This window comes from Vibrio sp. 10N.222.52.B7 (assembly GCF_041474275.1).
GTDB lineage: Bacteria > Pseudomonadota > Gammaproteobacteria > Enterobacterales > Vibrionaceae > Vibrio > Vibrio crassostreae_C.
This window is the reverse complement of sequence record NZ_JBFRTU010000049.1, coordinates 1-26,953: the sequence shown is the minus strand read 5'-3', so window position 1 is coordinate 26,953 and position 26,953 is coordinate 1. Positions and strand designations below refer to the sequence as shown.

Annotated in this window: 23 protein-coding genes and 1 pseudogene; 15 read left to right on the top strand and 9 right to left on the bottom strand. The window is 44.5% G+C overall.

Annotation, left to right across the window (positions count from 1 at the left end; all coding sequences use genetic code 11):
- Positions 1-113: 113 nt before the first annotated feature.
- A complete protein-coding gene (gene mepA / locus AB4512_RS14055) occupies positions 114-953 on the top strand; it encodes a penicillin-insensitive murein endopeptidase (protein ID WP_029235577.1) in 840 nt (279 codons plus the stop codon).
- A 273-nt stretch (positions 954-1,226) separates the two neighbouring features.
- On the top strand, positions 1,227-1,535 hold the full coding sequence (locus AB4512_RS14050; RefSeq protein ID WP_017062536.1) for a hypothetical protein: 309 nt from the start codon (positions 1,227-1,229) through the stop codon (positions 1,533-1,535).
- A gap of 42 nt (positions 1,536-1,577) precedes the next feature.
- Here AB4512_RS14050 and AB4512_RS14045 read toward each other — a convergent pair whose 3' ends face one another.
- The 3 genes from AB4512_RS14045 to rdgC all read right to left on the bottom strand — a co-directional run bounded on the left by AB4512_RS14045 (position 1,578) and on the right by rdgC (position 4,406).
- The gene (locus tag AB4512_RS14045) at positions 1,578-1,832 is read right to left on the bottom strand and encodes a YfhL family 4Fe-4S dicluster ferredoxin (RefSeq protein WP_004735061.1); all 255 of its coding nucleotides are present in this window, start codon (positions 1,830-1,832) and stop codon (positions 1,578-1,580) included.
- A 34-nt stretch (positions 1,833-1,866) separates the two neighbouring features.
- Complete coding sequence (gene yegQ / locus AB4512_RS14040) at positions 1,867-3,285, bottom strand: tRNA 5-hydroxyuridine modification protein YegQ (protein WP_017062848.1); 1,419 nt, start codon at positions 3,283-3,285, stop codon at positions 1,867-1,869.
- A gap of 206 nt (positions 3,286-3,491) precedes the next feature.
- Positions 3,492-4,406, bottom strand: coding sequence for a recombination-associated protein RdgC (gene rdgC / locus AB4512_RS14035; RefSeq protein WP_372175069.1), 915 nt, complete (start codon positions 4,404-4,406; stop codon positions 3,492-3,494).
- A 193-nt stretch (positions 4,407-4,599) separates the two neighbouring features.
- Here rdgC and phoB point away from each other — a divergent pair, with 193 nt between their 5' ends.
- Genes phoB through AB4512_RS14020 form a run of 3 tightly spaced genes read left to right on the top strand, consistent with a single transcriptional unit; the run spans position 4,600 to position 7,595 of the window.
- Positions 4,600-5,289 (top strand): phosphate regulon transcriptional regulator PhoB, encoded by a 690-nt coding sequence (gene phoB / locus AB4512_RS14030; protein WP_004735064.1) that lies wholly within the window; start codon positions 4,600-4,602, stop codon positions 5,287-5,289.
- Positions 5,290-5,322: 33 nt separating this feature from the next.
- Positions 5,323-6,621 (top strand): phosphate regulon sensor histidine kinase PhoR, encoded by a 1,299-nt coding sequence (gene phoR, locus AB4512_RS14025; protein WP_004740365.1) that lies wholly within the window; start codon positions 5,323-5,325, stop codon positions 6,619-6,621.
- A gap of 17 nt (positions 6,622-6,638) precedes the next feature.
- A complete protein-coding gene (locus AB4512_RS14020; protein ID WP_008223911.1) occupies positions 6,639-7,595 on the top strand; it encodes a PstS family phosphate ABC transporter substrate-binding protein in 957 nt (318 codons plus the stop codon).
- A gap of 76 nt (positions 7,596-7,671) precedes the next feature.
- Here the strand turns inward: AB4512_RS14020 and ppx are convergent, their stop codons facing one another.
- Positions 7,672-9,183 (bottom strand): exopolyphosphatase, encoded by a 1,512-nt coding sequence (gene ppx / locus AB4512_RS14015; RefSeq protein WP_372175068.1) that lies wholly within the window; start codon positions 9,181-9,183, stop codon positions 7,672-7,674.
- Positions 9,174-11,270: a polyphosphate kinase 1 gene (gene ppk1, locus AB4512_RS14010; RefSeq protein WP_372175067.1), complete on the bottom strand. Its 2,097-nt coding sequence runs from the start codon at positions 11,268-11,270 to the stop codon at positions 9,174-9,176. The genes ppx and ppk1 overlap by 10 nt, the downstream gene beginning before the upstream one ends.
- A 200-nt stretch (positions 11,271-11,470) precedes the next feature.
- Between ppk1 and AB4512_RS14005 the strand changes: the two genes are divergently transcribed.
- The 4 genes from AB4512_RS14005 (at position 11,471) to phoU (ending at position 17,100) form a co-directional block, all read left to right on the top strand.
- Positions 11,471-13,687 (top strand): ABC transporter permease subunit, encoded by a 2,217-nt coding sequence (locus tag AB4512_RS14005; RefSeq protein WP_372175066.1) that lies wholly within the window; start codon positions 11,471-11,473, stop codon positions 13,685-13,687.
- Between the two features lie 111 nt (positions 13,688-13,798).
- Positions 13,799-15,508 (top strand): phosphate ABC transporter permease PstA, encoded by a 1,710-nt coding sequence (pstA, locus tag AB4512_RS14000; RefSeq protein ID WP_048608162.1) that lies wholly within the window; start codon positions 13,799-13,801, stop codon positions 15,506-15,508.
- Positions 15,509-16,327, top strand: a complete 819-nt coding sequence (gene pstB, locus AB4512_RS13995; protein WP_009848269.1) for a phosphate ABC transporter ATP-binding protein PstB — start codon at positions 15,509-15,511, stop codon at positions 16,325-16,327.
- A 74-nt stretch (positions 16,328-16,401) separates the two neighbouring features.
- Positions 16,402-17,100, top strand: coding sequence for a phosphate signaling complex protein PhoU (gene phoU / locus AB4512_RS13990; RefSeq protein WP_009848270.1), 699 nt, complete (start codon positions 16,402-16,404; stop codon positions 17,098-17,100).
- A gap of 9 nt (positions 17,101-17,109) precedes the next feature.
- Here the strand turns inward: phoU and AB4512_RS13985 are convergent.
- From AB4512_RS13985 to AB4512_RS13975, 3 genes and pseudogenes are all read right to left on the bottom strand, one after another.
- Positions 17,110-17,373: pseudogene (locus tag AB4512_RS13985) on the bottom strand (hypothetical protein); the annotation flags it as partial.
- Positions 17,374-17,519: 146 nt separating this feature from the next.
- The gene (locus AB4512_RS13980; RefSeq protein ID WP_102320717.1) at positions 17,520-18,263 is read right to left on the bottom strand and encodes a copper homeostasis protein CutC; all 744 of its coding nucleotides are present in this window, start codon (positions 18,261-18,263) and stop codon (positions 17,520-17,522) included.
- Positions 18,264-18,561: 298 nt separating this feature from the next.
- The gene (locus tag AB4512_RS13975; RefSeq protein WP_017062526.1) at positions 18,562-19,170 is read right to left on the bottom strand and encodes a peroxiredoxin C; all 609 of its coding nucleotides are present in this window, start codon (positions 19,168-19,170) and stop codon (positions 18,562-18,564) included.
- A 210-nt stretch (positions 19,171-19,380) separates the two neighbouring features.
- Between AB4512_RS13975 and AB4512_RS13970 the strand changes: the two genes are divergently transcribed.
- Positions 19,381-20,286, top strand: coding sequence for a hydrogen peroxide-inducible genes activator (locus tag AB4512_RS13970; protein ID WP_017062525.1), 906 nt, complete (start codon positions 19,381-19,383; stop codon positions 20,284-20,286).
- Positions 20,287-20,355: 69 nt separating this feature from the next.
- Here AB4512_RS13970 and AB4512_RS13965 read toward each other — a convergent pair whose 3' ends face one another.
- Positions 20,356-20,802, bottom strand: a complete 447-nt coding sequence (locus AB4512_RS13965) for a CBS domain-containing protein (protein ID WP_017062524.1) — start codon at positions 20,800-20,802, stop codon at positions 20,356-20,358.
- A 334-nt stretch (positions 20,803-21,136) separates the two neighbouring features.
- Between AB4512_RS13965 and queA the strand changes: the two genes are divergently transcribed.
- The 5 genes from queA (at position 21,137) to secF (ending at position 26,796) form a co-directional block, all read left to right on the top strand.
- A complete protein-coding gene (gene queA, locus AB4512_RS13960) occupies positions 21,137-22,189 on the top strand; it encodes a tRNA preQ1(34) S-adenosylmethionine ribosyltransferase-isomerase QueA (protein WP_017062523.1) in 1,053 nt (350 codons plus the stop codon).
- Between the two features lie 190 nt (positions 22,190-22,379).
- The gene (tgt, locus tag AB4512_RS13955) at positions 22,380-23,516 is read left to right on the top strand and encodes a tRNA guanosine(34) transglycosylase Tgt (protein WP_017056177.1); all 1,137 of its coding nucleotides are present in this window, start codon (positions 22,380-22,382) and stop codon (positions 23,514-23,516) included.
- 111 nt (positions 23,517-23,627) lie between these two features.
- Positions 23,628-23,957, top strand: a complete 330-nt coding sequence (yajC, locus tag AB4512_RS13950; RefSeq protein WP_010440492.1) for a preprotein translocase subunit YajC — start codon at positions 23,628-23,630, stop codon at positions 23,955-23,957.
- Between the two features lie 20 nt (positions 23,958-23,977).
- Entirely contained in the window at positions 23,978-25,834 is a 1,857-nt protein-coding gene (gene secD, locus AB4512_RS13945) for a protein translocase subunit SecD (RefSeq protein ID WP_102320714.1), read from the top strand.
- Between the two features lie 14 nt (positions 25,835-25,848).
- On the top strand, positions 25,849-26,796 hold the full coding sequence (gene secF / locus AB4512_RS13940; RefSeq protein WP_017062837.1) for a protein translocase subunit SecF: 948 nt from the start codon (positions 25,849-25,851) through the stop codon (positions 26,794-26,796).
- The last annotated feature ends 157 nt before the right edge of the window (positions 26,797-26,953 follow it).

The window sequence follows — 26,953 nt, the reverse complement described above, 5'->3', positions numbered from 1 at the left end:
TTTACTTTAATTGGTATAATTCACTAGCTACCACCAAAAACTTAAGTACGATATGCACCTAATCCTAAATGGCGACTAATATAATGAGTAAGCGTCAGTAATTTGGGATTATTATGAGGTTCTTTTTTGCACTGGTTGTATTCTTTTGTTCATTTTCTCTATCAGCAACTTCGTGGGAAAAAGAGAGTCACCCTACTAAAAATTCACCCTCATCAATTGGAAGCTATGCCAATGGCTGTCTAGACGGCGCGCAGGCTTTGCCTATTAATGGTTTGGGGTATCAGATCATTCGCCCTCAAAGAGAGCGCTACTATGGCCATACAGAAGCTATAAAGTTTATTGAGAGGTTAGGAGTCACGACCAGCGAGAAGCTCAATACTAATTTATTGATCGGTGATATTTCTCTTCCCAGAGGAGGGCGCTTTTCTTCAGGTCATTCAAGTCATCAAACAGGGTTAGATATTGATATATGGCTAAGGTTAACCAGTAAGAGGTTGTCAGAGAACGAATTAGCTGTGCCTAAACCTGTGAGCGTTGTGGATCTTACCAACTACAAATTGCGTGAATCGAATTGGACCGATGATCATTTTCAAGTTATTCGTTATGCGGCGAAAGATGAAAAAGTGGTGCGTATTTTTGTTCATCCAGTGATCAAGCAAACCCTTTGTGAACAAGAAAACTCTGACGCTAATGATAGAGCTTGGTTAGGCAAAATAAGACCTTGGTGGGGACACCACTCCCACTTCCACGTTCGTTTAAAGTGTCCTGAAGGCAGTTCAAACTGCATAGCTCAAGCGAGCCCTCCTAAAGGTGACGGTTGTGGAGATGAACTTGCAAGTTGGGCTCCAAAGACTGTTCCAGTTCCACCTCCTAAAAAAGTAGCGAAAACTAAGAAAAAGAAAAAAGTTAAAGTGATGCCAAGTCAGTGTTTGGCCTTGATATCGAATAAGTAATCCTGTTCATCGAGGCTTTTTACAGTGGTACTGCCACTGGTTTTTTCGGCTCTAAAACTGGAGAAATATCACACTTTTGTCTAGAGTTTATAAACACGAGATTAAGAACATCGTTTGATATTAATAAAAGCAATAACGGTATCAGCAAGGGCGATGGCGAATTTGACAAGGTTTGGTCAGGGATTGAGTGTTTTGGGGTGAAAGATGCGGCTTATATGCAGTATGCGAAATCAGAGTCTGATACCCGTCGATAGATAATTCAAGGATAAGACTATGACTATGATTTGTGCGAAGGAATTTTCAGAATGGTTAAGACATAGGTTCAACGCTGAAAGCTCGGGTATTTCAATTTCAAGAGATGACATCAATCAGCTAACAGGCAGACAACGTTTAGACCCTAGTTTCGTAAATGATGTTCACTATGAATTGATGCAGTATGGAATGGCATTTGTGACCGATACCAGCAGGGAAAACTTTTATCTTGTTCCTATAGCTCAATCAATAAACTGGCGAGAACGACTCGAATATCAATTTGAAAAAGAGCTCTTCTGCAATATTTATCCAATCGGAAAATCAGGATGAAAAAAAAGGTTCAACTTATGGTTAAGTTGAACCTTTCTTCTTTTAGGTCAAGCCTTGAATGATAACAAACTTCTCAAGTAGCTCGTCATCAGTTTCAATATGGTTTGGGTCAGTGATGATGCATTTTGTAATCGGACACACTGACTGGCATGTTGGCTTTTCATAGTGACCTTTACACTCTGTACATAAATCAGGATCGATCTCGAAGATGCTGTCGCCCATAGTGATTGCACCATTTGGGCATTCAGGATCACACATATCGCAGTTTATGCACTTGTCAGTAATTAACAGAGCCATTATTTTCTTCTCAAGTAAGTCGCTTAAGTAAAAATTATTTGCCTGATGCGTTACGTGTATCTTGGCCTTCGCTCAAGTTACGCATCAGCAAGCCGTACTCTAGATCTAGATCTGCTGGTACAGGAATAAATACAAAGTGACCGTTACCTTTCGCATCGTCGACCGCTTCAGATTTGCGGTTTTCCATAACTTCTAGTTTGAAAACAACGTTACCTTTCGGTGTCATCATTTCTAAGCTGTCGCCTACTAGGAACTTGTTCTTCACTTCTACTTCCGCTAGGTCACCACGGCGCTTACCTGTGAACTCACCAACAAACTGTTGAGTGTCAGAGATAGAGTAACCGTACTCGTAGTTTTGGTATGTATCGTGTGTATGGCGACGTAAGAAGCCTTCAGTGTAACCACGGTGAGCTAGGCTCTCTAGTGTACCCATTAGGCTTTCATCGAATGGTTTGCCTGCCACTGCATCGTCAATAGCTTTACGGTAAACCTGAGCAGTACGTGCACAGTAGTAGAAAGACTTAGTACGACCTTCAATCTTCAGAGAGTGAACACCCATCTTCGTTAGGCGCTCAACGTGTTGGATTGCACGAAGGTCTTTTGAGTTCATGATGTAAGTACCATGCTCATCTTCAAACGCTGCCATTTTCTCTTCTGGCTTGTGTGATTCAGAAAGCAGAACCACTTCGTCTGTTGGTTTACCAAGGCCTAGTGTGTTGTCTGGACGCTCATCTTGAACTTCAATGTCTTGCGTTTCTACTTCTTGAATAGCAACACCAGTAGGGTTTGCTTCAACGATCTGACCGTTTTCGTCTTCTTTCGCTGCTTCTGTTTTGTATTCCCAGCGGCAAGCGTTGGTGCAAGTACCTTGGTTTGGATCGCGCTTGTTCATGTAACCAGAAAGCAGACAACGGCCTGAGTAAGCCATGCAAAGAGCTCCGTGAACAAAGATCTCTAGCTCTGTTTCTGGGCAGTGTTCGCGAATCTCTTCGATCTCTTCAAGCGATAGCTCACGAGATAAGATCACACGCTCAACGCCTTGAGTTGACCAGAACTTAACGGTCGCCCAGTTTACTGCGTTTGCTTGAACAGAAAGATGGATTGGCATTTCAGGGAATGCTTCACGAACCATCATGATAAGACCAGGATCTGACATGATAAGCGCGTCAGGGCCCATGTCTACAACTGGTTTGAGGTCGCGAATGAATGTTTTTAATTTAGAGTTGTGCGGCTGAATGTTACATACAACATATAACTTTTTGCCTTGAGCATGAGCTTCATCGATACCGATTTGTAGGTTTTCGTGATTGAACTCGTTGTTACGAACACGAAGGCTGTAACGTGGCTGGCCTGCGTATACTGCATCTGCGCCGTAGGCGAATGCGTAACGCATGTTTTTGAGGCTTCCTGCCGGTGATAATAGTTCAGGTACAAATGGTTTTTGTGTAGTCATTGCTTCGTTCTCTAATCTGATCTCAAGTCAGGTTGATACCACCAAGTGATATCAAAGGGGCGCAAATTTTACGCTAAAATGAGTTTGGTTGATAGCCCTAAAGATAGCAATGACATTAACAAGAGGGTCTAGAGGCAGATATAAGTGAGAACTTAGTGAGAAATAAGCTCAGATACCGTTAGCACCTGAGCCTATAGTTTGACTGATTAAGCGTTAGGTTGAGTTAACCCGCCTAATGATTCAAATAGGTTTGGAAGGAAAACACTGAACTCACCACAAAGTAGAGAGAAGTCCGCATCAAAACGCGCAGCTTGATCTTCACGAGGAATATCGTCGTTTTCGTCTTTGAGCTCATCACTGAATTTTAGGCGTTTGATGCTGCCATCTTCTGCAAGAATGAATTCAATACGGTCTTGCCAGTTGATAAGAAGTTTCGTCACCATCTTATTGGCTTCGATGTGGTTCTTAATCTCATCAGCTTCTAGTTCTTGTTTCTTAACTCGAACAATGCCGCCGTCTTCTTGAATAGACTTTAGCTCTGCTTCATCAAGCATAGTGATACCTTGAGGCGTATCACCTGATTTCACCCATTCTGTCAGAGTTGTTTCAATTGCTTGCTCTGGAATAGCAGGCACTACTGGCAGGCTACCCATAGTTTTACGTAGTAATGCCAATACGTCTTCTGCTTTTTTGTAGCTGCTAGCATCAACAACAATAAAGCCTTCTTTCGGCATGATCAGTGCGTAAGTGAAGTTACTGCGGCTGAAAGCACGAGGAAGAAGATCGATGATGATGTCTTCTTTTAGGCTGTCTTTCTCTTTCTTTTTTAGAGGAGTACCAGACTCTGCCTCAAGCGTTTCTACTTTTGCATTCAATGAATCTTTGATAACAGAAGCAGGAAGCATTTTCTCTTCTTTCTTTGCACAGATGAGAATGCGGTTTTCTGATACGTGCGTCATCATATCGCCGTGTCTACCCATCGCATTTACCCAACCAAACTTCTGTTTGTCTTGGCTACCACAAGGGGTAAAACGGAACTCTTCAAGTTGTTTCTCTAGCTGATCTGCGTTGAAGTCTATATCACGATTAAAGCGATAGACGAGGCAATTCTTAAACCACATAAATATTTCTCATACCTTTATCTGAAGACGCTCATCATAGGAGATTTCGATCCATTTGTCTTATACCTGCAATAAAAATTAAAAGTGAAATGTTTGAGACAGTTATATGAAAATTTGTTTTCAAAGGTCACAAAAGTGTCATAATTAAACCAGATAATGCAATGCGTTGATTAAATACTAAGGCTATTCAATTATGTCGAGAAGGATTCTGGTCGTTGAAGATGAAGCACCTATTCGTGAGATGCTGTGTTTTGTACTTGAACAAAAAGGCTACCAAGCAGTAGAGGCTGAAGATTACGATACAGCGGTAAACAAGCTATGTGAACCTTTCCCAGATCTAGTATTACTAGATTGGATGCTACCTGGTGGTAGCGGGATAAACTTTATCAAGCACATGAAGCGTGAAGAGTTAACTCGCAACATCCCAGTGGTGATGCTAACGGCTCGTGGCGAAGAAGAAGATAAGGTGCGTGGTTTAGAAGTGGGTGCTGATGATTACATCACCAAGCCATTTTCACCCAAAGAGCTCGTTGCTCGCCTGAAAGCGGTTATCCGCCGTGTAACGCCTACTGCACTAGAAGATGTGATTGATGTACAAGGTCTTAAGCTAGACCCAGTATCTCATCGTGTTACCGCAAGCGAAGGTCCAGTTGATATGGGACCAACAGAGTTCAAAATGCTGCATTTCTTTATGACTCACCAAGAGCGTGTGTACAGCCGAGAGCAGCTGCTTAACAACGTTTGGGGTACCAATGTTTACGTTGAAGACCGAACGGTTGATGTACATATTCGACGCCTGCGTAAAGCGCTTGAGTCTGCAGGTCACGATAAGCTAATCCAAACGGTTCGTGGCGCTGGCTACCGTTTTTCTACAAAGGCTTAATGTGGCTTCGCTGCCCAGTTTACGGAGTCCTGAATGGTTGAAAAGTTAACCTGGAAAAAGCTGGCTTGGGAGCTGGCTTTTTTTTACGCACCATGGGTTTTAGTCGGATGGATATTCGGTTACCTACCTTGGTTGCTGCTGGCTGCTACGGTATTGCAGCTCGGCTGGCATCTACACAACCAAATGCGTTTGTCCGCATGGCTGTGGGATGAGAAGCGTCTAACTCCACCTTCAGGCTCTGGGAACTGGGAATCTCTGTTTAACGGTATTTATCGTATGCAGCAGAGACAGCGTCGCAAACGCAAAGAACTGACTAACCTTATCCGCCGTTTCCGTAACGGTGCAGAATCGCTTCCCGATGCCGTTGTGGTATTTCGCGGTGAAGGCAATATCGTTTGGTGTAACAAGCTAGCTCAGTATTTGCTGGGCTTTCGTTGGCCAGATGATTCAGGTCAACCGATCTCGAATTTGATTCGTACTCCAGATTTTATTAAGTACCTTAATAAGCAAGATTTCTCTGAGCCATTAGAGATGCCTTCTCCATTGAATGTGGAGCGTATGCTCGAGCTGCGTATTGTGCCGTATACCGAGGGTGAACACCTGATGGTGGTACGTGATGTGACCCAGCTTAAGCAGTTAGAAGGCATGCGCCGTAACTTCTTCGCTAACGTTTCTCATGAATTGCGTACGCCGATGACCGTCCTTCAAGGTTACCTTGAAATGACCGAAGATCCAGACATGATCGTTGGCCCAATGTGGACCAAGGCGCATGGCGTAATGACTGAGCAGCTCAATCGAATGAACAGTTTGGTTAATCAACTACTCACGCTTTCGAAAATTGAAGCGGCGCCAATGCATGAGTTGGATGAAGTGGTCAACGTTCCGGCGATGCTTGAGGTTCTTGAGAAAGAAGCGGCGAGCCTTAGCGGTGAGCGCGAACATAAGCTTGAGTTTGATATCGATAAGAGCCTACGAGTTCTTGCCGATGAAGACCAATTGAGAAGTGCGATATCGAATTTGGTTTATAACGCGGTTAAATACACACCCGCAGGTGCAACGGTCAAAGTGCGTTGGTATCAAACCAGCCAAGGCGCGTGCTTAGATGTGTCAGATACTGGTGATGGTATTGAGCCTCAACACTTACATCGACTCACAGAGCGCTTCTATCGTGTAGATAAAGCCCGCTCTCGTGATACCGGTGGTAGTGGTCTTGGATTAGCGATTGTAAAGCATGCGCTTAGCCACCACGATTCACATCTCGAAATTCAAAGTGAAGTGGGCGTCGGCAGTCGTTTCCATTTCACGTTGCCAAACCGATTGACTGTGTCATGAGTGACTTAATACGCAGGATGCGTTTGCCAATTGGTTCACTGTTAGCGATGGTATTGGCGTGTCCAAGCTTCGCTGAGCAGAGTGTTGAGTCATTGCCTGATTATTCCAAAGTTCCTGGTATCTCTGGAAGCTTGTTATCGGTCGGGTCTGATACTTTGGCTGGGATGACGACATTGTGGGTAGAGGAGTTTAAATCCTACTACCCGAATGTGAACGCTCAGGTCCAAGCATCGGGCTCTTCTACTGCGCCTCCTGCATTGACGGAAGGGACTGCTCACCTTGGTCCTATGAGCCGACCAATGCGTTTACGTGAAGTGGAAGCCTTTGAAAGAGAGCATGGTTATAAGCCAACTGCATTACGAGTCGCTATTGACGCAATCGGGCTGTTTGTCCACCGAGATAATCCTATTGAAGGGCTTAACTTTCGTCAGATTGATGGCATTTTTTCTGAGACATTACGCTGCGGAGCAACAAGGCCCCTCAATAACTGGCAAGATCTCGGAATCGATCAGCCATGGGCGAAACATCGATTCCAATTGTTCGGTCGCAATTCTGTATCGGGGACTTATGGATACTTCAAACAGAATGCACTGTGCGGCGGTGACTTTAAAAATCGTGTGAATGAGCAACCTGGTTCGGCTTCAGTCGTTCAGTCGGTCGCTTCATCCATCAGTGGGATTGGCTACTCGGGCATTGGCTACCGCGTAGCAGGTGTTAAGCTGATTCCTATTGCAGAGCACGGCTCTAATTATGTTGAGCCTACGCGTGAGAATATCTTGAGTGGTGATTACCCTCTATCTCGTTTTCTCTATGTGTATGTGAATAAGCATCCGGATAAACCACTTTCTCCGGTTGAGAGAGAGTTCCTTACTTTTGTATTCTCAAAGCAGGGACAAGAGCTTGTAGAAAAAGATGGTTATTTAGCGATACCGTCTGAGTTCGCAGAGCAAGAGTTGGCAAAAGTCGGGCTCTAATTCAGGCTACGACAAACTTAGAAAAAAACGTATGAACAGCTTGCGCGTCGCAAGCTGTTTTTATTTTGACTGTTCGTTATTTTAGCTGCAACGACCATTCTGCATTTTTCCAACGTTGTTGCTCTTCTCTGAGCTCATAATCAAGCAGTTGGTTTTGGGCCAACCAATCGCTGTTAGTTCCTTTCAATTCCCAGTTATCCTGTTGTTCAATCGTTAGAGTCACGTCTGGGGCCAGTGCTTGATTTCGCTGACGGTTGAGTAAGATAGCGAGTCTCAATATACGAATCAGCAGGGTGACTTGTTGCTGAGTAAACAGAGAAAGTTCCGGCAAATCTTGTAGTTTGAGCGCTTTTCTTTGATAGCGAACCAATGCTGATATAAGGCGTTGTTGCTCAGTATTAAAGCCTGGCATTGTCGTATGCTTAAGCAGATAAGCCGAATGGCGGTGATAGCCTTGGAATGCAATGCTTTGTCCTACCTCATGAAGTACTGCAGCCCAACCAAGCAGATCATACAGCTCATTAGTGACCGCAGTTGTCACTTGAGGCTGTACTTGTTTCAGCAATGCAAGGGCGAGTACTTTGACTTTCTCGCCATGAGTTACGTCTACATGGTATCGAGAGACGAGCGTTTCGGCAGTTCTTGTTCGAACATCAATATCTTTAAACCGATCCTCCATGTCATAAAGAACGCCTTCTCTCAGAGCACCATCAGAAAAATGTAACTCCTTGATGTCCCAAGTATCCATGGCTGCTGAAAGAATGGTGACGCCTGCTGCAAACACCGGCTTTCTCTCATCACTTAAGCCTGCAAGATTTAAGGTGTTGGATGATGAAAACTCACATAAGTGATTCTTTAAATAGGACAGGCGTTGTGGCGTAATGAGACCATCGGTGAACCCTAAGCCAATGAGTACCTCTTTTATTGACTTCGTGGTTCCAGATGAGCCAAAAGCGATCTCCCAAGGGACTTTTGTGTATTCTTCAATCAATGGCATCAATAGACGAGTAGCTGCAGTATAAGCATCTGAGAAGTGCTGTGAAGTTAGCCCTTCGTCAGCAAAATAGCGTTGAGTGAAGTTGACGCACCCCATCGGTAAACTGCGCATAATCAGGGGGGTAAAGCCTTGTCCGGCGACGAGTTCGGTACTCCCTCCACCGATATCAATAACCAACTTAGATTCAGAAGCGGTTTGAGTGTGTTCTACGCCGTTATAGATTATTCGAGCTTCTTCTTGACCTGAGATGATCTCTATTGGAAAAGGAAACAGTGGTTTGGCTTGCTCTAAGAAGTCTTTAGCGTTTTTGGCTTTTCTTAGGGTATGAGTCGCAACAACTCTGACATCATCAAGTTCAAAATCCGCTAGTCGCTCTGCGAACACCTTGAGGCATTCTAGACCTCGTTCGATAGCGCTTTCGGATAGGACGTTATGTTCATCCAATCCATCACCTAATCTCACTTTCTGTTTGTGCCTGCTGACTAATTGCAGGTGTTGATCGAATACTCGGGCAACCACCATATGGAAGCTGTTCGAACCCAAGTCGATAGCGGCAATACATCGAGAATGTTTGTTATCAATTAGCGGCATGATTTCTTCTCTTGTTTGTACTTCTTGCGAGCAAGTTTCTCCATACGTTTAATATAGTGGTAAGTGGAGAGTTGTGACGTCGGGTAATCAAGTGGGTTTGCTGGTGGTTGTATGTAAGGGTGGCTCATCGATTGGTTTAGTACTCGAGCTTTGTTGCTGTCATCGAAATGAAACTCGGTGATATCGATAATGGTTTGCTTGATCTTTGGATCTAAAATTGGGGCTGCAACTTCGATGCGGTGATCAAAGTTTCGTGTCATCCAGTCAGCGGAAGATATATAGACTTTCGGCTTTCCAGCGTTACCAAATATCATCACTCTAGGGTGTTCGAGGAAACGATCGACCACACTGATTATCTCAATATGGTCACTGATGTTGGGTATGCCAGGGACAAGAGAGCACATGCCGCGAATCACCATTCTCACTTTTACATTGGCTTGGCTGGCCTGATAGAGCTTTTCAATGATCTCTCGATCGACCAAGTTGTTGAGTTTTAGAGTGATGCTCGCAGGCTTACCTTCTATCGCATTTTGTATTTCATTATCTATCAATTGGTACAGACGTTTTCTTGTATTCTTCGGTGACACAATCAGTTGTTTGAACTGTGACTTTTGATAAGGATTTTCAATATACTTAAAGACTTGCCTCACCTCTTGAGTCAAATCTTCATTCGCAGTGAGCAGAGAAAAATCGGTATACACGCGCGCTGTAACTTCATGGAAGTTGCCAGTGCCAATATGGGCATAATGCTCTGTATGCTTGCCTTCTTTTCGTTTGATGAGCAGCAGCTTGGAATGGATCTTCAAACTAGGGATGCCATGAATGACTTTTACACCCGCTTCTTGAAGTTTCTTGGTCCATTGAATATTGGCTTGCTCATCAAAGCGGGCTTGCAGCTCGACAACCACAGTGACTTTTTTGCCATTGTGCGCCGCATCGATGATCGAGCTGAGGAGTTTTGAGCCTTCTGCAACACGGTAAATGTTTATTTTTATGGAGGTTACCTTGGGGTCAAAGGAAGCCTGCCTCACGAGTTCAGTGATGTGATTAAAGGTGTGATAAGGGTAATGCAACAAGATGTCACGAGCTTTGATCGCTTCGAAATAGTTAGGGTAGTGGCTGAAATGCGCGCACTTAATCGCGGGTAGTGGACGATTAACTAAATCACGTCGATTAAGGCTTGGGAACTCAGAGAAGTGTTTGAAGTTATGATAGCGACCACCCGCAATGACACTGTCATAGTCAGATAGTTTAAGTCTGACTTGTAAGAAGTTGAGCATTTCAGCGGGCATCTCTGACTCATAGATCAGACGGATCGGCAGTGCCGTTAAGCGCTGTTCTAAACCTAATGACATCGATTCTAATAGGTTATTTTCGTTGTCTTCTTGCAGATCATAATCGGCATCACGTGTCATTTTTATCGCAAAGCAACGCAATGAGTCATACTCAAAGAATCCTTTAAGCAAGTCATCCAAACAAAATCGAACTATATTATCTAACAAGATCAAAGTTGTACGCTGCGAACCCGAAGCTTCCGGTAACTTAACAAATCGAGGGAGTGCCTCTGATGGGATTTCGAGTAAGACATATTGAGAAGATGCCTCACGCTCGATGTCGATGGCTAAGTAACTTTGTTCGTCTTTGAGAATATTGAGTAACTGGCTATCTTCGTTCAAGAGAAGCGGTGTTAAGCGTGGCAGCACTTTTTTCTTAAAGTACTTTTTTATCCAGCCACTTTGTTCTTCGCTGATTTGCTGTTCGTTGACCAGAAAAATACGATTGCGTGCCAATTCCAGTAGCAAGTCGTTATACAGTTCATGGAATTGAGCATCGAGCTTGCTTGCTTTGCTCTGCATTTGAGTTAGTAGGCTTTTCGGCGAGTTGGAGGTTAGCTGTGGATCTTGAAGTAAGATCTTTCGCTTCACATCAGCAAATCGGACTTTGTAAAACTCATCGAGGTTTTTCGAGTAAATACCTAAAAAACGAACTCTTTCGATTAAGGGAACTGACTTATCTGCCGCTTCTTGGAGCACTCTTTCGTTGAAGGATAACCAGCTAAGTTCTTTTGTGACATAGTCTTTTTCCATCGAGATGAGAATCCTTGAGTACTGGCTATAGAGCTGATTACTTTAAATTAGAATGGCAAAATTCACAAAATCTATGATCTTACTTTAAGAAATATGGCTAACAAACTTGTTATTAGTTTCAGTTGTTTAACGTAACTTGTAATATAATTGTCATGTAACGTACATATTATGTCAGTAGCTAAAAAAAGGTAGATAAACAGATGGCTTCAGCCCAATTTTCATTGAAAGAGCGCGACAAAAAAAGATGGTTGAAAGATCGTCTCGTCCGTTTTTCGGTGACATGTGGCGCGGTCAGTGTTCTAGCTGCCCTAGTATTGATCTTTGTTTACTTGGCGATGGTCATTTTACCGGTATTTTCTGATACTGGTTTAGAGACAGACCAAGCCGTAAAGACCGTTGCCGTAGAAAAGCCTATCGTCTTATCGGTTGATGAATATGGTCAACATGCATTTACTATCGAAAAATCCGGTTTGGTACAGTTTTGGGATTTAGAGTCTCAAAATACACACTCTTACTTTGAGCGTGATGTTGTAGCCAACCCCATCGCCTTTTCTCGAAACACCCCATCTGAAAACTGGTTTGCCTTTGCCGACAGCGCAAGCAATCTTACTTTTTTCTATCCTGAGTATAGTGCGCCTGTGCTGAAAAAGGGCAGCGAAGCCGAGCCTAAAATTGAGCTAATCACTCTCCCTGAACCGTTTTTAAATGATGAATCATCAAATGGGGCGACGATCGACAAATTCGCGTTCTCTAAAAATGGACGTGGGATTACGGTTGCCGCTCAGTTAAGTGACCAACGAGTCTTGGTTAAGTGGTATCAGAGTGACCTTACTGGTCAGTATGTTTTTCAGAAGAGCCAATGGCTATCGGATAAGCTGGGCTTGCAACAGCAACTGCTTGTCACACCTGATGGGCAAACTTTATACCTACGAGCACAATCGGATTTGGTTGTTTTGAAACTATCAGATAACGGTTTTGATGTTCGTGAAGTGATTGATCTTAGCTTGAATGATGCGAAACATTCCGTGAAAAGCATCGATTTACTTTCTGGTGCATACTCGTTGTTGGTTACGCATGAGGACGGACAGGTTTCTCAATGGTTCGATGTACTCAAAAATGAAAAACGTAGCCTGACCCATATTCGAGACTTCCAACTTGCTGAACAAGTGCAATTTATTCTTCCTGATACTTATAGAAAGGGTTTTTATAGCTTCTATAAGAACGGCACATTACAAAGCCACTATACGACCAGTGAAAAGCTGTCTTTGTTTGAACGAGCCTTTGATAAATCACCACAACTAGCCGCTATGTCTGCTAATGAACTGCATCTGGCGACTTTGATTGATGGCACCATCAGTGTGGCTAAAGTCGATAATGAATACCCACAAATCTCATTCTCATCGCTTTGGCAAAAGGTCTGGTATGAAAGTTACCCTGAACCGCAATACGTTTGGCAATCAACGTCGGCGAACGATGACTTTGAAGAAAAATTCAGTTTAGTACCTATCACGTTCGGTACTATTAAAGCCGCTCTGTTTGCGATGATGTTTGCCGTGCCGGTTGCTGTGCTCGGAGCTATCTATACCGCATACTTCATGTCTCCACGTATGCGAAGAGTCGTGAAGCCTTCGATAGAGCTGATGGAAGCTCTTCCGACCGTGATCATCGGATTCTTGGCTGGGCTTTGGTTTGCTCCAATCGTTGAGACACATTTAACAGCTGTCTTCTCATTAATGGTGTTATTACCACTGAGCACACTGTTGACTGGACTTGTTTGGTTCTGTTTACCGAAGATGGTAACGGGTCGCTTCTCTAATGGTTGGCACGCGCTGATATTGATTCCAGTATTGGTGGTTACAGTAGTTGCTGTGTTTGCTGGTGGAAGCAACATTGAAGCCTTATTGTTTGGTGGTGATATTCGTACCTTCTTGGCCAGCTATGGCATCGACTTTGACCAACGCAATGCGCTGGTGGTTGGTTTTGCTATGGGCTTTGCGGTCATCCCAACGATTTTCACTATTGCTGAAGATGCTATTTTCTCTGTACCTAAACATTTGTCTGATGGGTCATTAGCGTTGGGTGCGACGGCGTGGCAGACGCTTATTTATGTGGTGCTATTGACGGCGAGTCCAGGTATCTTTTCTGCGGTTATGATGGGCCTAGGGCGAGCAGTTGGTGAAACCATGATCGTCTTGATGGCGACAGGTAACACCCCAATTCTTGACTGGAATGTTTTGGAAGGGATGAGAACTTTATCGGCAACGATTGCTGTTGAGCTGCCAGAATCAGAAGTGGGTGGTTCTCATTTCCGCTTGCTGTTCTTGGCTGCACTCTTGCTGTTTATCTTTACATTCGCGGTGAACTCAGTTGCTGAGTGGGTTAGACAAAGACTGAGAGATAAATATCGTGCGCTGTAGTTTTAAAGGTTTGCCTCAATGTGTATCAATGGCTTTTAGTGGCTTGACTAGCGTGTCTCTTGATCTTTGCAGCTCCTTGATTTCAGCACGCCAAGAGCAAGGTCGATCATGATGAATAAACTGAAGTCATTATTATCTTGGGTTAAATCGGGCTCTCCGTGGATCTGGCTTACGGGCGGGGCGGTGAGCATCAGTATGCTTTCTGTTCTTGGCCTAATGCTGCTGATTGGTTGGAAGGGCTTAACCTATTTTTGGCCCGCACCTTTGTATCAATGGCAAGTTGACTCCAAAGACTTATCGCTAGTGGTCGATCTTGACGAAACCGTATCAAAACAAGATGTATTGGTTGGTCAGTTATATGAACGAAAATACATCCCGATAGAGCAAGTTCCACAAGTCCATGACCTTTTGTCTCCTCAAAATTTGTCGACTGGGCTGATACAGCGCTTAAGCATCAAAGTTGCTAACAGAGAACTGTACCCTGCGGACTTTGTTTCTATTCTGGATGTTAACTTACGTGAACCCACCACCCCGCTTGATTGGGTTGTGATTGAACGAAGTCGAGGTGGCTACTTCTTTGGTAAGCCGGTGGGTTTTAAAACTGCTTCTGGCACTTTTGACTCGAACATAGACCAAAAGCTCGAACAAGGTTTGGCGTTCGCTGATACGTTACGTAAAGAAACGTCGCGTGTTGTGAACCAAGAAATACGCAATATCAGCTGGCAATTGGAAAACCTGCGCTTAGAAAAGCGTAAGCTTGAACTCAATGAGTCAGTGAGCGATGAATACCTTACAACCTATACTCAAACTAAACTGGAATTAAATCGCCAGTTGGATGAAGCCGAAGTTAAGCTTGAGCACCTTAGAACGCAGCTTAATGTCGAAAGCTTGCTGGTTGAGGATATGACAGGCGAGCTGGTCGAGATCTCGCTAAGTCACATTCTGGATTATTGGTACCCGAATAATATGTCTTACCTAGAAAAGGTTGGGCACTGGGGCAAACAAGTTTGGAAGTTCTTATCAGAGAATCCGCGAGACTCAAACTCTGAAGGCGGTGTGTTTCCTGCGATCTTCGGCACCGTTTTGCTGGTTATTCTCATGTCGATCGTCGTGATGCCGCTTGGCGTGGTCGCTGCGATATATCTTCATGAATACGCAAAAAACAACGCACTAACACGTTTAATTCGTATCGCCGTGATTAACTTGGCGGGTGTACCCTCGATCGTGTATGGCGTTTTTGGTTTAGGTTTCTTCGTCTATACCATTGGTGGCTCGATTGATACGTTGTTTTATGCAGAGCGATTACCCGCTCCGACATTTGGTACGCCGGGTCTACTTTGGTCAGCACTAACCTTAGCGGTCTTGACGCTTCCAGTCGTTATCGTAACCACTGAAGAGGGCTTAACGCGCATTCCTAGTGCAGTGAGGCACGGTTCATTAGCGCTTGGTGCGACTCAATTTGAGACGCTTTGGCGCATTGTTTTACCGATGGCAAGCCCAGCGATTATCACTGGTTTAATTTTGGCAATCGCGAGAGCCGCGGGGGAAGTTGCTCCACTCATGCTGGTGGGTGTTGTGAAATTAGCATCCAGCTTGCCAGTTGATGGTCAGTTCCCGTACCTACACTTAGACAGAAAGTTCATGCATTTAGGCTTTCATATCTATGATGTTGGTTTTCAAACATCTAATATCGAAGCGGCACGACCTTTAGTGTATGCGACTTCATTTTTATTGGTTACGGTGATTGTTGGGTTGAATTTAACAGCCATCAATATCCGTAATAACTTGCGTGAAAAATACCGAACCTTAGGACAAGATTAGATGTTCTCGATTAATGAAACCTTGGGTTACCAAGCACCACTTGATGTTCACAACCTGAAGGATGAGCAAATTGCTATCTCGATTGAAGGGCTAAATCTTTACTATAAAGAGAGCCAAGCACTTGATGATATCTCGATGCAGATCCCGAAGGGGCAGGTGACGGCGTTTATCGGCCCTTCTGGCTGTGGTAAGTCGACTCTGCTGCGCTGCATTAATCGCATGAACGATCTTGTTGAAGGCTGTAAGGTTTCCGGGAAAGTGAAGCTTCATGGTAAGAATGTCTATCATCCCAAGGTAGATGTCGCGACCTTACGACGCCGTGTTGGTATGGTATTCCAGCGTCCAAACCCTTTTCCTAAATCTATCTATGAGAATGTGGTTTATGGCTTGAGGCTACAAGGCGTTAGCAACAGCCGAGATCTCGATGATGCGGTTGAACGCTCTCTGCGTGCTGCTGCGTTATGGGATGAAGTGAAAGACCGTTTGCATGAGAACGCTTTTGGTTTATCTGGCGGTCAACAGCAGCGTTTGGTTATCGCTCGTGCGGTTGCTATTGAGCCTGAAGTGCTTTTGTTAGATGAGCCGACATCGGCACTGGATCCTATTTCTACTTTGACGATTGAAGAGTTGATCAACGATCTAAAAACGCAATACACAGTGGTGATTGTTACCCACAACATGCAACAAGCCGCGCGTGTAAGTGACCATACTGCATTTATTCATATGGGAAAATTGATCGAGTACTCAGATACGGACTCAATTTTTACGTCTCCATTGAAAAACCAGACGGAAGACTACATTACTGGTAGATATGGCTAACCTCTACAAAGGTGTCATCTAGAGCTAAGTCACTCTACAAAAATGGCTTTCTTCATTTCTTTCAAGGAGCAAGTATGCATTTCGGTCGCCACATTTCAGGGCAATTCAATGTCGAGTTAGAGTCGATCCGTACTCATGTATTGACCATGGGCGGGTTAGTGGAGCAGCAACTCTCGTTTGCAATGCAGGCGCTTCATAAAGACGATGTTGAATTGGCTAAAAAAGTGATTCGTGATGACCATAAAGTTAATGCGATGGAAGTGTCGATTGATGAGGCGTGTACTCGAATTATTGCAAAGCGTCAGCCGACAGCGAAAGATCTGCGTTTGATTATGGCGATCATCAAAACGATTACCGATCTGGAACGTATTGGCGATGTTGCTTCTAAAATTGCGCAAGGTGCTATTGAGATCCCTTCAACCAAAGAGCAGAAATTCCATGTTTCGTTAGAGCCCCTTTGCCGTCAGGCAATCACCATGCTTCACCAAGTATTAGATGCTTTTGCTCGTATGGATGTTGATGCAGCAGCAGAAGTTCACAAGCTTGATGATAAGTTGGATGCGGAGTACGAGGCCGTTATTCGTCAGTTAATGACCTATATGATGGAAGATCCTAAGAACATTCCCAATATTTTGCAGGTGATGTGGTCAGCTCGTGCGATCGAGCGAGTCGGAGACCGCTGCCAGAATATCTGCGAATACATTATTTACTTTGTGAAGGGTAAAGATGTACGTCACCTCGGCGATCAAAGCCTTGATGACGCACTAAAATAGCGTTTATCTTTAGAAGCTAATAATGGCACCAAGATTGAAATTGACCGTTGTGTCGTAAGGCACAAAGGTTTTGTTGTGATCAAAAATATTCATATCAACACCAGCACGTAATCCAAGCATTGGTGTCGCTTGGTAAACGTAGGCCCCGCCTAGGCTTATACCATGTGTTGTTTTCTCTTCTACTTCGCCTGAGCGCGTTTTCGTACCGTCATAACTTGCCACGCCAATTTCAGCCTGAAAGCCGTGGATTTGGTTTCTTCCAAACATGTTTTGCTTCGTAACAGGTTTAAATCAAGAGAGCTGAATAAGTCTTTAGCCATATCTATCCATGAAAATTTTCTGCGCTATTAAATCTAATATACGTCAGTCAGTTAGATTAGTCAGCGAGGTTCTCTGGATTTATGCTGGCGATTATTGCCCTAAGCGGTGAGGGCGGCTCTCACATCAGATATCTTACTCGCATCTGTCACTGGGATCTGATAATCATCAATATCATCATTGCCCATTTGAGCACTCGAGTTGTTTTCCATTAGGCTCGGTCTTGTTGATTTACCTGAAAGGTGAAGAGCAGGTACTTGGGTAGCGCTTTGAATCATTTTAGCATTCGCAGCGTTAACGCCAGCCCCCGCCATGATATCAATTCGTCCATCGGCTTGTTTGACCATTGCAGCCAATACATCGATACCTTGCTCAGCATTAGCAGCAAGCCCTGATGTCAGGACTCTTTCGCATCCAAGTGTAATGATTTGTTCTAATGCTGCTTGGAAATCAGAGCTTTGATCGATGGCTCTGTGGAAGGTAATCCCAAGCTTTAACGAGTGCGCTTTGTCAGCCAGTTGTTGCATTTTTGGCATATCGATACTTCCGTTCGGCGCTAACACACCAAGTACGACCCCATCCAATCCTGCATTTGCACAAGCTTCAATATCTTCAAGCATACAGAGCATATCGTCGTTATTGAAAATGAAATCGCCTTGTCTTGGTCTTATCATAGCGTAGACAGGAACGGACGAAATTATTGCCGCTTGCTTCATCATTCCGAAGCTTGGAGTTAATCCGCCAAGTGCCAATGAAGAGCAAAGCTCAATTCGATTCGCGCCACCAGATAGTGCGTTATGAAGAGATTCTAAGTTATCGATACAGACTTCAATTTCGGTGTTCATCTTGTTTATCCGTTCAAAAAGATACTGATGAAATAATAGCAATCTAGATACGGACATGAATAGGTTGTAGCGGAGGAAAATAGAGGTAAAGTTTGGGTTTAGAACTACCTCAATTATGTATATAAGAAACAGTCTAGGGAGAAAACAAAAAGCCCGAAGCGTTAACTTCGGGCTTTTAATAGGACTTTACTTCTTAACTGATTGGCGGTGCGCTTTGCGCTATTAGCTTATGCTTTATGTCTCTTTATAGAGAGTCTTCCAACCATTAACCCGCGTTGAGTTCGGGCTTAAGAGATAATTACTTGCTTAGGTCGTCAGCGTGCTCAGATAGGAATGCTGCAACACCTTTTGGAGATGCGTCCATACCTGATTTACCTTCTTCCCATTGTGCAGGACAAACTTCACCGTTCTTCTCGTGGAAGTTTAGTGCGTCTACCATGCGTAGCATTTCGTCGATGTTACGACCTAGTGGAAGATCGTTAACTACTTGGTGACGTACAAGACCGTCAGCGTCGATTAGGAAAGAACCACGGAAAGCAACGCCTGCTTCTGGGTGCTCAACATCGTATGCTTTGCAGATCTCGTGCTTAACGTCAGCAATTAGAGGGTATTTAACTTGACCGATACCGCCGTCAGCGATAGCAGTATTACGCCATGCGTTGTGAGAGAATTGTGAATCGATAGAAACACCGATTACTTCAACGCCTTTAGCTTGGAAATCTTCTAGACGGTTGTCGAAAGCGATTAGCTCTGAAGGACAAACGAAAGTGAAGTCTAGTGGGTAGAAGAAAACTACAGCTTTCTTACCTTTAGTGAATTCTGCGAAGTTGAAGTTATCAACGATCTCACCGTTACCTAGAACAGCTGCTGCAGTAAAGTCAGGGGCTTGACGACCTACTAGTACCATTTTGGAATCTCCTAAAAAATTAGTTGGCCCAACACATCTTTGTTTGGGCTCCGTTTCTACGCGACAAACTATAGTACAATCGGTACTATAGAAAAAAGCGAATTAAATAGATTAAGTTAATCGAAAAAAGCGATAAGCTTATTCTTTGTCCTGTCCTTAGGTCTTATGACCTTTACGTAACTTATCCTACTCATATTACAAAGTAATTTCATGAATAAATGGCCAAGTCTTAAGCAACTTCACTATCTTGTTACTCTTCACGAAACTCGTCATTTCAGTGATGCCGCTGATCGCTGTTTCGTCAGTCAATCTACGTTAAGTAAAGGCATTCAAAACCTAGAGGAACTCATTGGTTGCCCGCTTTATGAGAAGAAAGATAAAAAGAGCCCGCTGGTTTTCACGCAAGCAGGTGAGCTGGTGGTCAAGCACGGTCGAGAGCTATTGGCGAAAGGGCAAGATCTTGTCGAACTTGGAAATCTATGTAATGGAGACGCGATGCAAGGGCAGCTAAGAGTCGGGTGTATCCCTACCATTGCGCCATTCCTTCTGTGTGATTTGGTACAAGAGGCCAACCAACGCTTTCCTCAGCTTAATTTATTGTTACGTGAAGACACAACAACCAACCTATTGGCTGCGCTGCGTCATGGAGACTTAGATGTACTGATTCTGGCTCTGCCTGTCGATATCGACAATATGGAAAGCCAAGTTGTTGGGCAAGACCCTTTCCGTATGGTGATAAGTCGCAATCAAGCTGACGGTATTCGTGTTCCGATTAAATACGATGACCTGCCCGACGAATCTGTATTCTTGTTGGAGAACGAGCACTGTTTAACAGAGCATGCTGTGTCGGCTTGTAAGTTAACGGATAAAGAGAAGATAAACCCGTTCACAGCGACGAGCCTTCACACATTGGTGCAAATGGTGGCCAATGGTTTAGGAACCACCTTTATTCCGCAAATGGCGATCGACCACGGTTTATTGGAAAACCAGAATCTCGTTGTGATCGATCCTCCTGGTCAGCAGGCCTACCGAGATATTGGCCTTGTCTGGCGACCAAGCTCTTCGCGTCGTGAGACATTCCATCAATTAGCGGATGTGGTATCTGAGCTTCTATAATAATCCGCTGCGACAACAATCCCTCTGAGCGGCTGAATTGGCCGCTCTTCTTTATATCAATTCCGAGCGTTACTCTACTTCTGCTTCTTCTGGCTCTACTTCTTCTTGCAGCTCCAGTAAATTGATCGCTATCGTGACAAAATCGCTGTCTGTAATAATGCCTACTAGTTCGTGGTTTTCTACGACAGGTAAACAGCCCACTTTATGTTTCTGCATGTAGATAGCCGATTCTTTTAATCCTGCACGCGGCTCTACCGACATAACACTTTTGTGCATGATGTCGTTGAGGGGAGTAGCAAGAGTAAAAGATTGAGCTTGTGGGATGTTTTGTAGGCTGGATTCTTGAGCGGCGAGAACGTCTCGTTGTGTGACGACACCTAGTAGTTGCCTGTCGGAATCGACGACCGGAATATGGCGGATATCAAGTGCTTCCATCATGTGCTTAGCATCGGCCAGTGAGTGTGAGCGCAATAGGGTATGAGGGTTGCGAGTCATCATATCTTCAACCTTGATCATACGAACCTCCTTCTTTTTTATTTGTTGCTATTACTATAGTTTTTTATCCAAAAAATAACTGAGATCTGACGCATTCTTGGGTGAGTTTTATGCAACTAATTCTTTAGCTTGAGGAGGTGAATCAGTCGCATCATTTTACGCCTCTTTACAATAATCCAGTGCTGTAAACCTTGCTATTGCGGCTCGTGTGCCTATACTAGCCCACTGCGAAATTTTTAGTCGTGTTTGCGATGTGTTTCTGGTAACGATTGACTTACCGTAACGATTATCCAGCAACTACGATTTATGATTCGTCAACGGCACAAATCTCATCAACTAAGACAAGACTAGACACATGCAAGTTTCAGATTTTCACTTTGACCTACCAGATGAACTCATTGCTCGCTACCCTCAAGAGGAGCGTACAGCAAGCCGCCTGCTTAAATTAGATGGCAACAGCGGTAACCTAGCTGATGGTTCGTTTAAAGACGTTTTAGACTTGGTTGAGCCAGGCGATCTTGTTGTTTTCAATAACACTCGAGTGATTCCAGCTCGTGTATTTGGTCGCAAGGCATCAGGCGGTAAGCTTGAAGTGCTGGTTGAACGTATGCTTGATGAGAAAAGCATTCTTGCGCATGTTCGTTGTTCTAAATCACCGAAGCCGGGTACCAAGTTGTTCCTTGGTGAGAACGATGAATATGAAGCTGAAATGGTGGCGCGTCACGATGCGTTATTCGAAATCCATTTCACATCCGATCAAAGCGTTTTAGAGATTCTTAACAGTGTTGGTCACATGCCACTGCCTCCTTACATCGATCGTCCTGATGAAGATGCAGATAAAGAGCGCTACCAGACTGTCTATAATGAAAAGCCGGGTGCGGTTGCAGCGCCAACAGCAGGCCTTCACTTTGATGACAAGCTAATGGCCGACATGAAAGAAAAAGGTGTTGAGTTTGCTTACGTGACGCTTCACGTTGGTGCTGGTACGTTCCAGCCAGTAAAAGTAGATAACATCAATGATCACCACATGCATGCTGAGTACGTTGAAGTGCCGCAAGAAGTGGTTGACGCCGTAGCTGCAGCAAAAGCTCGTGGCGGACGTATTATTGCTGTTGGTACAACATCAGTACGCTCACTAGAAAGTGCAGCGCAAGATGCATTGAAGAAAGGCACCGAGCTCGTTCCTTTCTTTGGTGATACAGAAATCTTCATCTTCCCTGGCTATGAATACCAGTTGGTGGATTGCCTGATTACCAACTTCCACTTGCCAGAATCAACACTGATTATGTTGGTGAGTGCATTTGCTGGCTACGATAATGTGATGGGCGCTTACGATCACGCAGTGAAGAGCGAATATCGTTTCTTCAGCTACGGCGATGCGATGTTCATCAATAAGAAAACGAGCTAACTTAAGCTGGTTTAAGCGATACAAAAATTTACGGGTGCTAGCAGTAAGCTAGGAGTCGGGCAGGGTGTCTGTCTAATCTCTCGCAAGGAATACGCGACCGCTCCTCATAGAACCCACTAGACTGAACTTTTGTTTGGCCTAAGGTTCTGAATTAACAGTCAGATTGTTTCTCTGGCATATTGGAGGCTTCGTGAAATTAAAATACGAACTTAAAAAAACTAATAGCGGCGCACGTCGTGGTCAACTTCAGTTTGAACGCGGTACCGTCGAAACCCCAGCATTCATGCCTGTAGGTACTTACGGTACTGTTAAAGGTATGACACCTGAAGAAGTAAAAGACACAGGTGCTGAAATCCTATTAGGTAACACATTCCACCTATGGCTACGTCCTGGTCAAGAAATCATGAAAATGCACGGTGACCTGCACGATTTCATGAACTGGCACGGTCCTATCCTGACTGATTCAGGCGGCTTCCAAGTATTCAGCCTAGGTGCAATGCGTAAAATCACTGAAGAGGGTGTTCATTTCCGTAACCCTGTAAACGGTGACAAGATCTTCATGGACGCTGAGAAGTCTATGGAAATCCAAAAAGATTTAGGTTCAGACATCGTAATGATCTTCGATGAGTGTACGCCTTACCCTGCGACACACAAAGAAGCAAAAGACTCAATGGAGATGTCTCTTCGTTGGGCTGAGCGTTCACGTAACCACTTCGACAAACTTGAAAACCCGAACTCACTGTTCGGTATCGTTCAAGGTGGCGTGTACGAAGACCTTCGTGATGTATCCGTTAAAGGCCTAACAGAAATTGGTTTTGACGGTTACGCAGTAGGTGGCCTAGCAGTAGGCGAACCAAAAGAAGATATGCACCGCATTCTTGAGCACACATGTCCTCAACTGCCAGAAGATAAGCCACGTTACCTAATGGGCGTAGGCAAACCGGAAGACTTGGTTGAAGGTGTTCGCCGTGGTATCGACATGTTTGACTGTGTAATGCCAACGCGAAATGCACGTAACGGCCACCTGTTTGTGACTGAAGGTGTGATCAAGATCCGTAATGCGAAGCATAAAACCGATACAACACCACTAGATTCAGAGTGTGACTGTTACACTTGTAAGAACTACAGCAAGTCGTACTTACACCATTTGGATCGTTGTAACGAAATCCTAGGTGCTCGACTGAACACGATTCATAACCTGCGTTTCTACCAACGAGTAATGTCAGACATTCGTCAGTCTATCGATGAAGACCGCTTTGAAGAGTTCGTTGCAGAGTTCTACGCAAGAATGGGGCGTGAAGTGCCACCACTAGGTAAAGAATCTTAGTATTTCTTTTTTGCGAGCCCTATCTCTCTTCCGAGTGATGGGGCTTGAAAATAAAGGGATGCGACCCAATTAGACAAACAATTACGAAAATATAAATAGAGGATGTTTTAAATGTTTATTTCTCAAGCTCACGCAGCAGCAGAAGGTGCACCAGCAGGCGGCGGTTTCGAAATGCTTATCATGCTAGGTATGTTCGCTGTGATCTTCTACTTCATGATCTACCGTCCACAAGCTAAGCGTGTTAAAGAGCACAAGAACCTTATGTCTTCTATGGGCAAAGGTGATGAAGTTCTTACAAGCGGCGGCCTAATTGGCAAGATCACTAAGATTGCAGAAGACAGCGACTACGTTGCTATCGAACTGAATGCAAACAACGAAGTAGTTATCAAGAAAGACTTCGTTACAGCAGTGCTACCAAAAGGTACTCTGAAATCTCTATAAACAGCTAGAGGATCCTCGCTGTGCTAAACCGTTACCCGTTATGGAAGTACCTGATGGTGGTGTTTACTATCGCCATCGCTGCGTTGTACGCACTTCCGAATATATACGGTGAAGATCCGGCAGTTCAAGTTACAGGGGCGCGCGGCGCCTCTGTAGATATGTCTACGCTGGATGCTGTCACCAATGCTCTTGAAGCTGAAAACCTTTCTACTAAATCCGTTGCTCTAGAAAACGGTTCCATTCTTGTTCGCTTTAACGATACAGACTCTCAAATTAGTGCTCGTGATGTCATCACTGAAGCATTAGATGAAGACGTAATCGTTGCTTTAAACTTAGCTGCTTCAACTCCTGATTGGCTTGAATCTATTGGTGCTGCACCAATGAAGCTTGGTCTTGACCTACGTGGTGGTGTTCACTTCTTGATGGAAGTGGATATGGACGCTGCGATGCAAAAGCTGGTTGGCCAACAAGAAGAAGCGTTCCGTAGCGAACTTCGTGAAGAAAAAATCCGTTACCGTGCAATTCGCCCATCTGGTAAAGATGCGGTTGAAGTGATTCTACGTAACGCCGAGCAGCTTGCTGAAGCGAAATCGCTACTGCAATCTAAGCACCAAGACATGACGTTTGTAGATTCTGAATCTAATGGTCGTTTTTCTTTGGTTGCTAGCTTCACAGAGGCTCGTCTTCAAGAAATCCGCAACTATGCGGTAGAGCAAAACATTACCATTCTACGTAACCGTGTTAACGAACTTGGTGTTGCTGAACCTTTGGTTCAACGTCAAGGCTCTAGCCGTATCGTAGTGGAATTGCCTGGTGTTCAAGACACGGCTCGCGCTAAAGAAATTCTTGGTGCTACCGCGACGCTTGAGTTCCGTGAAGTGGATAGCAGTGCTGACTTAGCCGCTGCCGCTTCTGGTCGTGCTCCTGCGGGTAGCGAAATCAAGCAAGATCGTGATGGTCGTCCTGTGGTACTTAAGAAGCGCGTTATTCTAGGCGGCTCAAGTATTACTGATGCAAGCTCAAGTGTTGATGAATATGGTCGTCCTCAAGTTAACATCTCGCTAGACAGCGAAGGTGGTAGCAAGATGTCTGCATTCTCTCGTCAGAATATCGGTAAGCTAATGGCAACGGTATTTGCAGAGTACAAAGACAGCGGTCGTAAAACACCGGAAGGTCGAGTTATCTTGAGTAAGCACGAAGAAGTGATTAACCAAGCGACGATTCAATCTGCGCTAGGCCGTAACTTCCGTATTACTGGTATCGATTCAACGGCTGAAGCTCATAACTTGGCACTTCTACTGCGTGCTGGTGCATTGATTGCGCCTATCTCGATTGTAGAAGAACGTACCATTGGTCCATCTATGGGGCAGCAAAACATCGATATGGGTATCATGGCGATGGTTTGGGGTATGGCTGCTGTAATGCTGTTTACGCTGCTTTACTACCGTAGCTTTGGTCTGATTGCGAACGTTGCGCTAATGGCTAACTTGGTGTTGATTATCGGTGTTATGTCGATGATTCCGGGGGCTACCATGACCCTACCAGGTATTGCCGGTATCGTATTAACGGTTGGTATGGCGGTTGATGCGAACGTTCTGATCTTTGAGCGTATACGTGAAGAGCTTCGAGATGGACGCAGTCCACAACAAGCGATTCACCAAGGTTACGCGAACGCATTCAGCACAATCGCCGATGCCAACATCACCACACTACTAACAGCAATCATTCTATTTGCTGTGGGTACGGGTGCTATCAAAGGCTTCGCGGTAACGCTGTCTATCGGTATCTTGACTTCAATGTTTACAGCTATTATCGGAACACGTTGTATCGTGAACCTGATGTATGGCGGCAAACGCGTTAAAAAACTGTCGATCTAAGGCTAGGAATTAATATGTTTCAGATTCTAAAAGCAGACAAAATGATCGACTTTATGCGTTGGTCAAAGGTTGCCTTTGTTTTTTCTATCTTGATGATTGGTACTGCTATCTTCACCCTAACAACGAAATCGTTGAACTGGGGTCTAGATTTTACTGGCGGTACTCTGATTGAAGTTGGTTTTGAACAACCGGCACACCTTCCTGATATTCGTAGTGCACTAGAAGCCGAAGGCTTTGGTGATGCAACGGTACAGAACTTCGGTTCAGCTCGTGATGTGATGGTTCGTTTACGTCCACGTGATGGCGTAGCGGGCGAAACGCTTGGTAACCAAATCCTTTCTGCTATTGAGAATGGTACTGGTGAGCAAGTTGAAATGCGTCGTATCGAGTTCGTTGGTCCTAACGTGGGTGACGAATTAACAGAAGCGGGTGGCCTTGCTATTCTAGTTTCTCTTATCTGTATCTTGATCTACGTATCAGTGCGATTTGAATGGCGTTTGGCTGCGGGTGCAGTATTAGCACTGGCGCACGACGTTATCATCACTCTGGGTGTGTTCTCTCTAATGCAAATTGAGGTCGACCTTACCATCGTAGCAGCCTTGCTAACGGTCGTCGGTTACTCCCTCAACGATACCATTGTTGTATTCGACCGTATCCGTGAGAACTTCCGTAAGATGCGTAAGGGTGAAGCACCTGAAGTACTGAACAGCTCAATCACACAAACATTGAGCCGTACATTGATCACTTCTGGTACCACGTTATTCGTAGTTATCGCACTGTTCGTTCAGGGCGGCGCTATGATTCACGGCTTCGCGACTGCACTTCTACTGGGTATTACGGTTGGTACTTACTCTTCTATCTACGTTGCATCTGCACTGGCTATGAAGTTAGGTATTACGCGTGAACACCTAATGCCACCACAAGTGGACAAAGAAGGTGAAGAGTTTGACGAGATGCCTTAGGCCTTGGCTTAATAAGTTTCGCTAAACCAAAAAAACCGCTAGGCAACTAGCGGTTTTTTTACGTCTGTATTCTAGGGAAGCTCAATACAATTTAGCGTTGAAGTATGTTGAACTTCATTTCACTAAGAGACATCCTGATCGTATCTCGTATCTCGTA

Coding starts and splice junctions, on each gene's coding strand:
- phoU (WP_009848270.1), top strand. CDS start 16,402: ATGCATTTCGGTCGCCACATTTCAGGGCAATTCAATGTCGAGTTAGAG.
- secF (WP_017062837.1), top strand. CDS start 25,849: ATGTTTCAGATTCTAAAAGCAGACAAAATGATCGACTTTATGCGTTGG.
- yajC (WP_010440492.1), top strand. CDS start 23,628: ATGTTTATTTCTCAAGCTCACGCAGCAGCAGAAGGTGCACCAGCAGGC.
- mepA (WP_029235577.1), top strand. CDS start 114: ATGAGGTTCTTTTTTGCACTGGTTGTATTCTTTTGTTCATTTTCTCTA.
- AB4512_RS14050 (WP_017062536.1), top strand. CDS start 1,227: ATGACTATGATTTGTGCGAAGGAATTTTCAGAATGGTTAAGACATAGG.
- AB4512_RS14005 (WP_372175066.1), top strand. CDS start 11,471: ATGGCTTCAGCCCAATTTTCATTGAAAGAGCGCGACAAAAAAAGATGG.
- ppk1 (WP_372175067.1), bottom strand. CDS start 11,270: ATGGAAAAAGACTATGTCACAAAAGAACTTAGCTGGTTATCCTTCAAC.
- AB4512_RS14020 (WP_008223911.1), top strand. CDS start 6,639: ATGCGTTTGCCAATTGGTTCACTGTTAGCGATGGTATTGGCGTGTCCA.
- AB4512_RS13965 (WP_017062524.1), bottom strand. CDS start 20,802: ATGATCAAGGTTGAAGATATGATGACTCGCAACCCTCATACCCTATTG.
- ppx (WP_372175068.1), bottom strand. CDS start 9,183: ATGCCGCTAATTGATAACAAACATTCTCGATGTATTGCCGCTATCGAC.
- pstB (WP_009848269.1), top strand. CDS start 15,509: ATGTTCTCGATTAATGAAACCTTGGGTTACCAAGCACCACTTGATGTT.
- AB4512_RS13980 (WP_102320717.1), bottom strand. CDS start 18,263: ATGAACACCGAAATTGAAGTCTGTATCGATAACTTAGAATCTCTTCAT.
- rdgC (WP_372175069.1), bottom strand. CDS start 4,406: ATGTGGTTTAAGAATTGCCTCGTCTATCGCTTTAATCGTGATATAGAC.
- phoB (WP_004735064.1), top strand. CDS start 4,600: ATGTCGAGAAGGATTCTGGTCGTTGAAGATGAAGCACCTATTCGTGAG.
- queA (WP_017062523.1), top strand. CDS start 21,137: ATGCAAGTTTCAGATTTTCACTTTGACCTACCAGATGAACTCATTGCT.
- yegQ (WP_017062848.1), bottom strand. CDS start 3,285: ATGACTACACAAAAACCATTTGTACCTGAACTATTATCACCGGCAGGA.
- pstA (WP_048608162.1), top strand. CDS start 13,799: ATGAATAAACTGAAGTCATTATTATCTTGGGTTAAATCGGGCTCTCCG.
- AB4512_RS13970 (WP_017062525.1), top strand. CDS start 19,381: ATGAATAAATGGCCAAGTCTTAAGCAACTTCACTATCTTGTTACTCTT.
- AB4512_RS13975 (WP_017062526.1), bottom strand. CDS start 19,170: ATGGTACTAGTAGGTCGTCAAGCCCCTGACTTTACTGCAGCAGCTGTT.
- phoR (WP_004740365.1), top strand. CDS start 5,323: ATGGTTGAAAAGTTAACCTGGAAAAAGCTGGCTTGGGAGCTGGCTTTT.
- AB4512_RS14045 (WP_004735061.1), bottom strand. CDS start 1,832: ATGGCTCTGTTAATTACTGACAAGTGCATAAACTGCGATATGTGTGAT.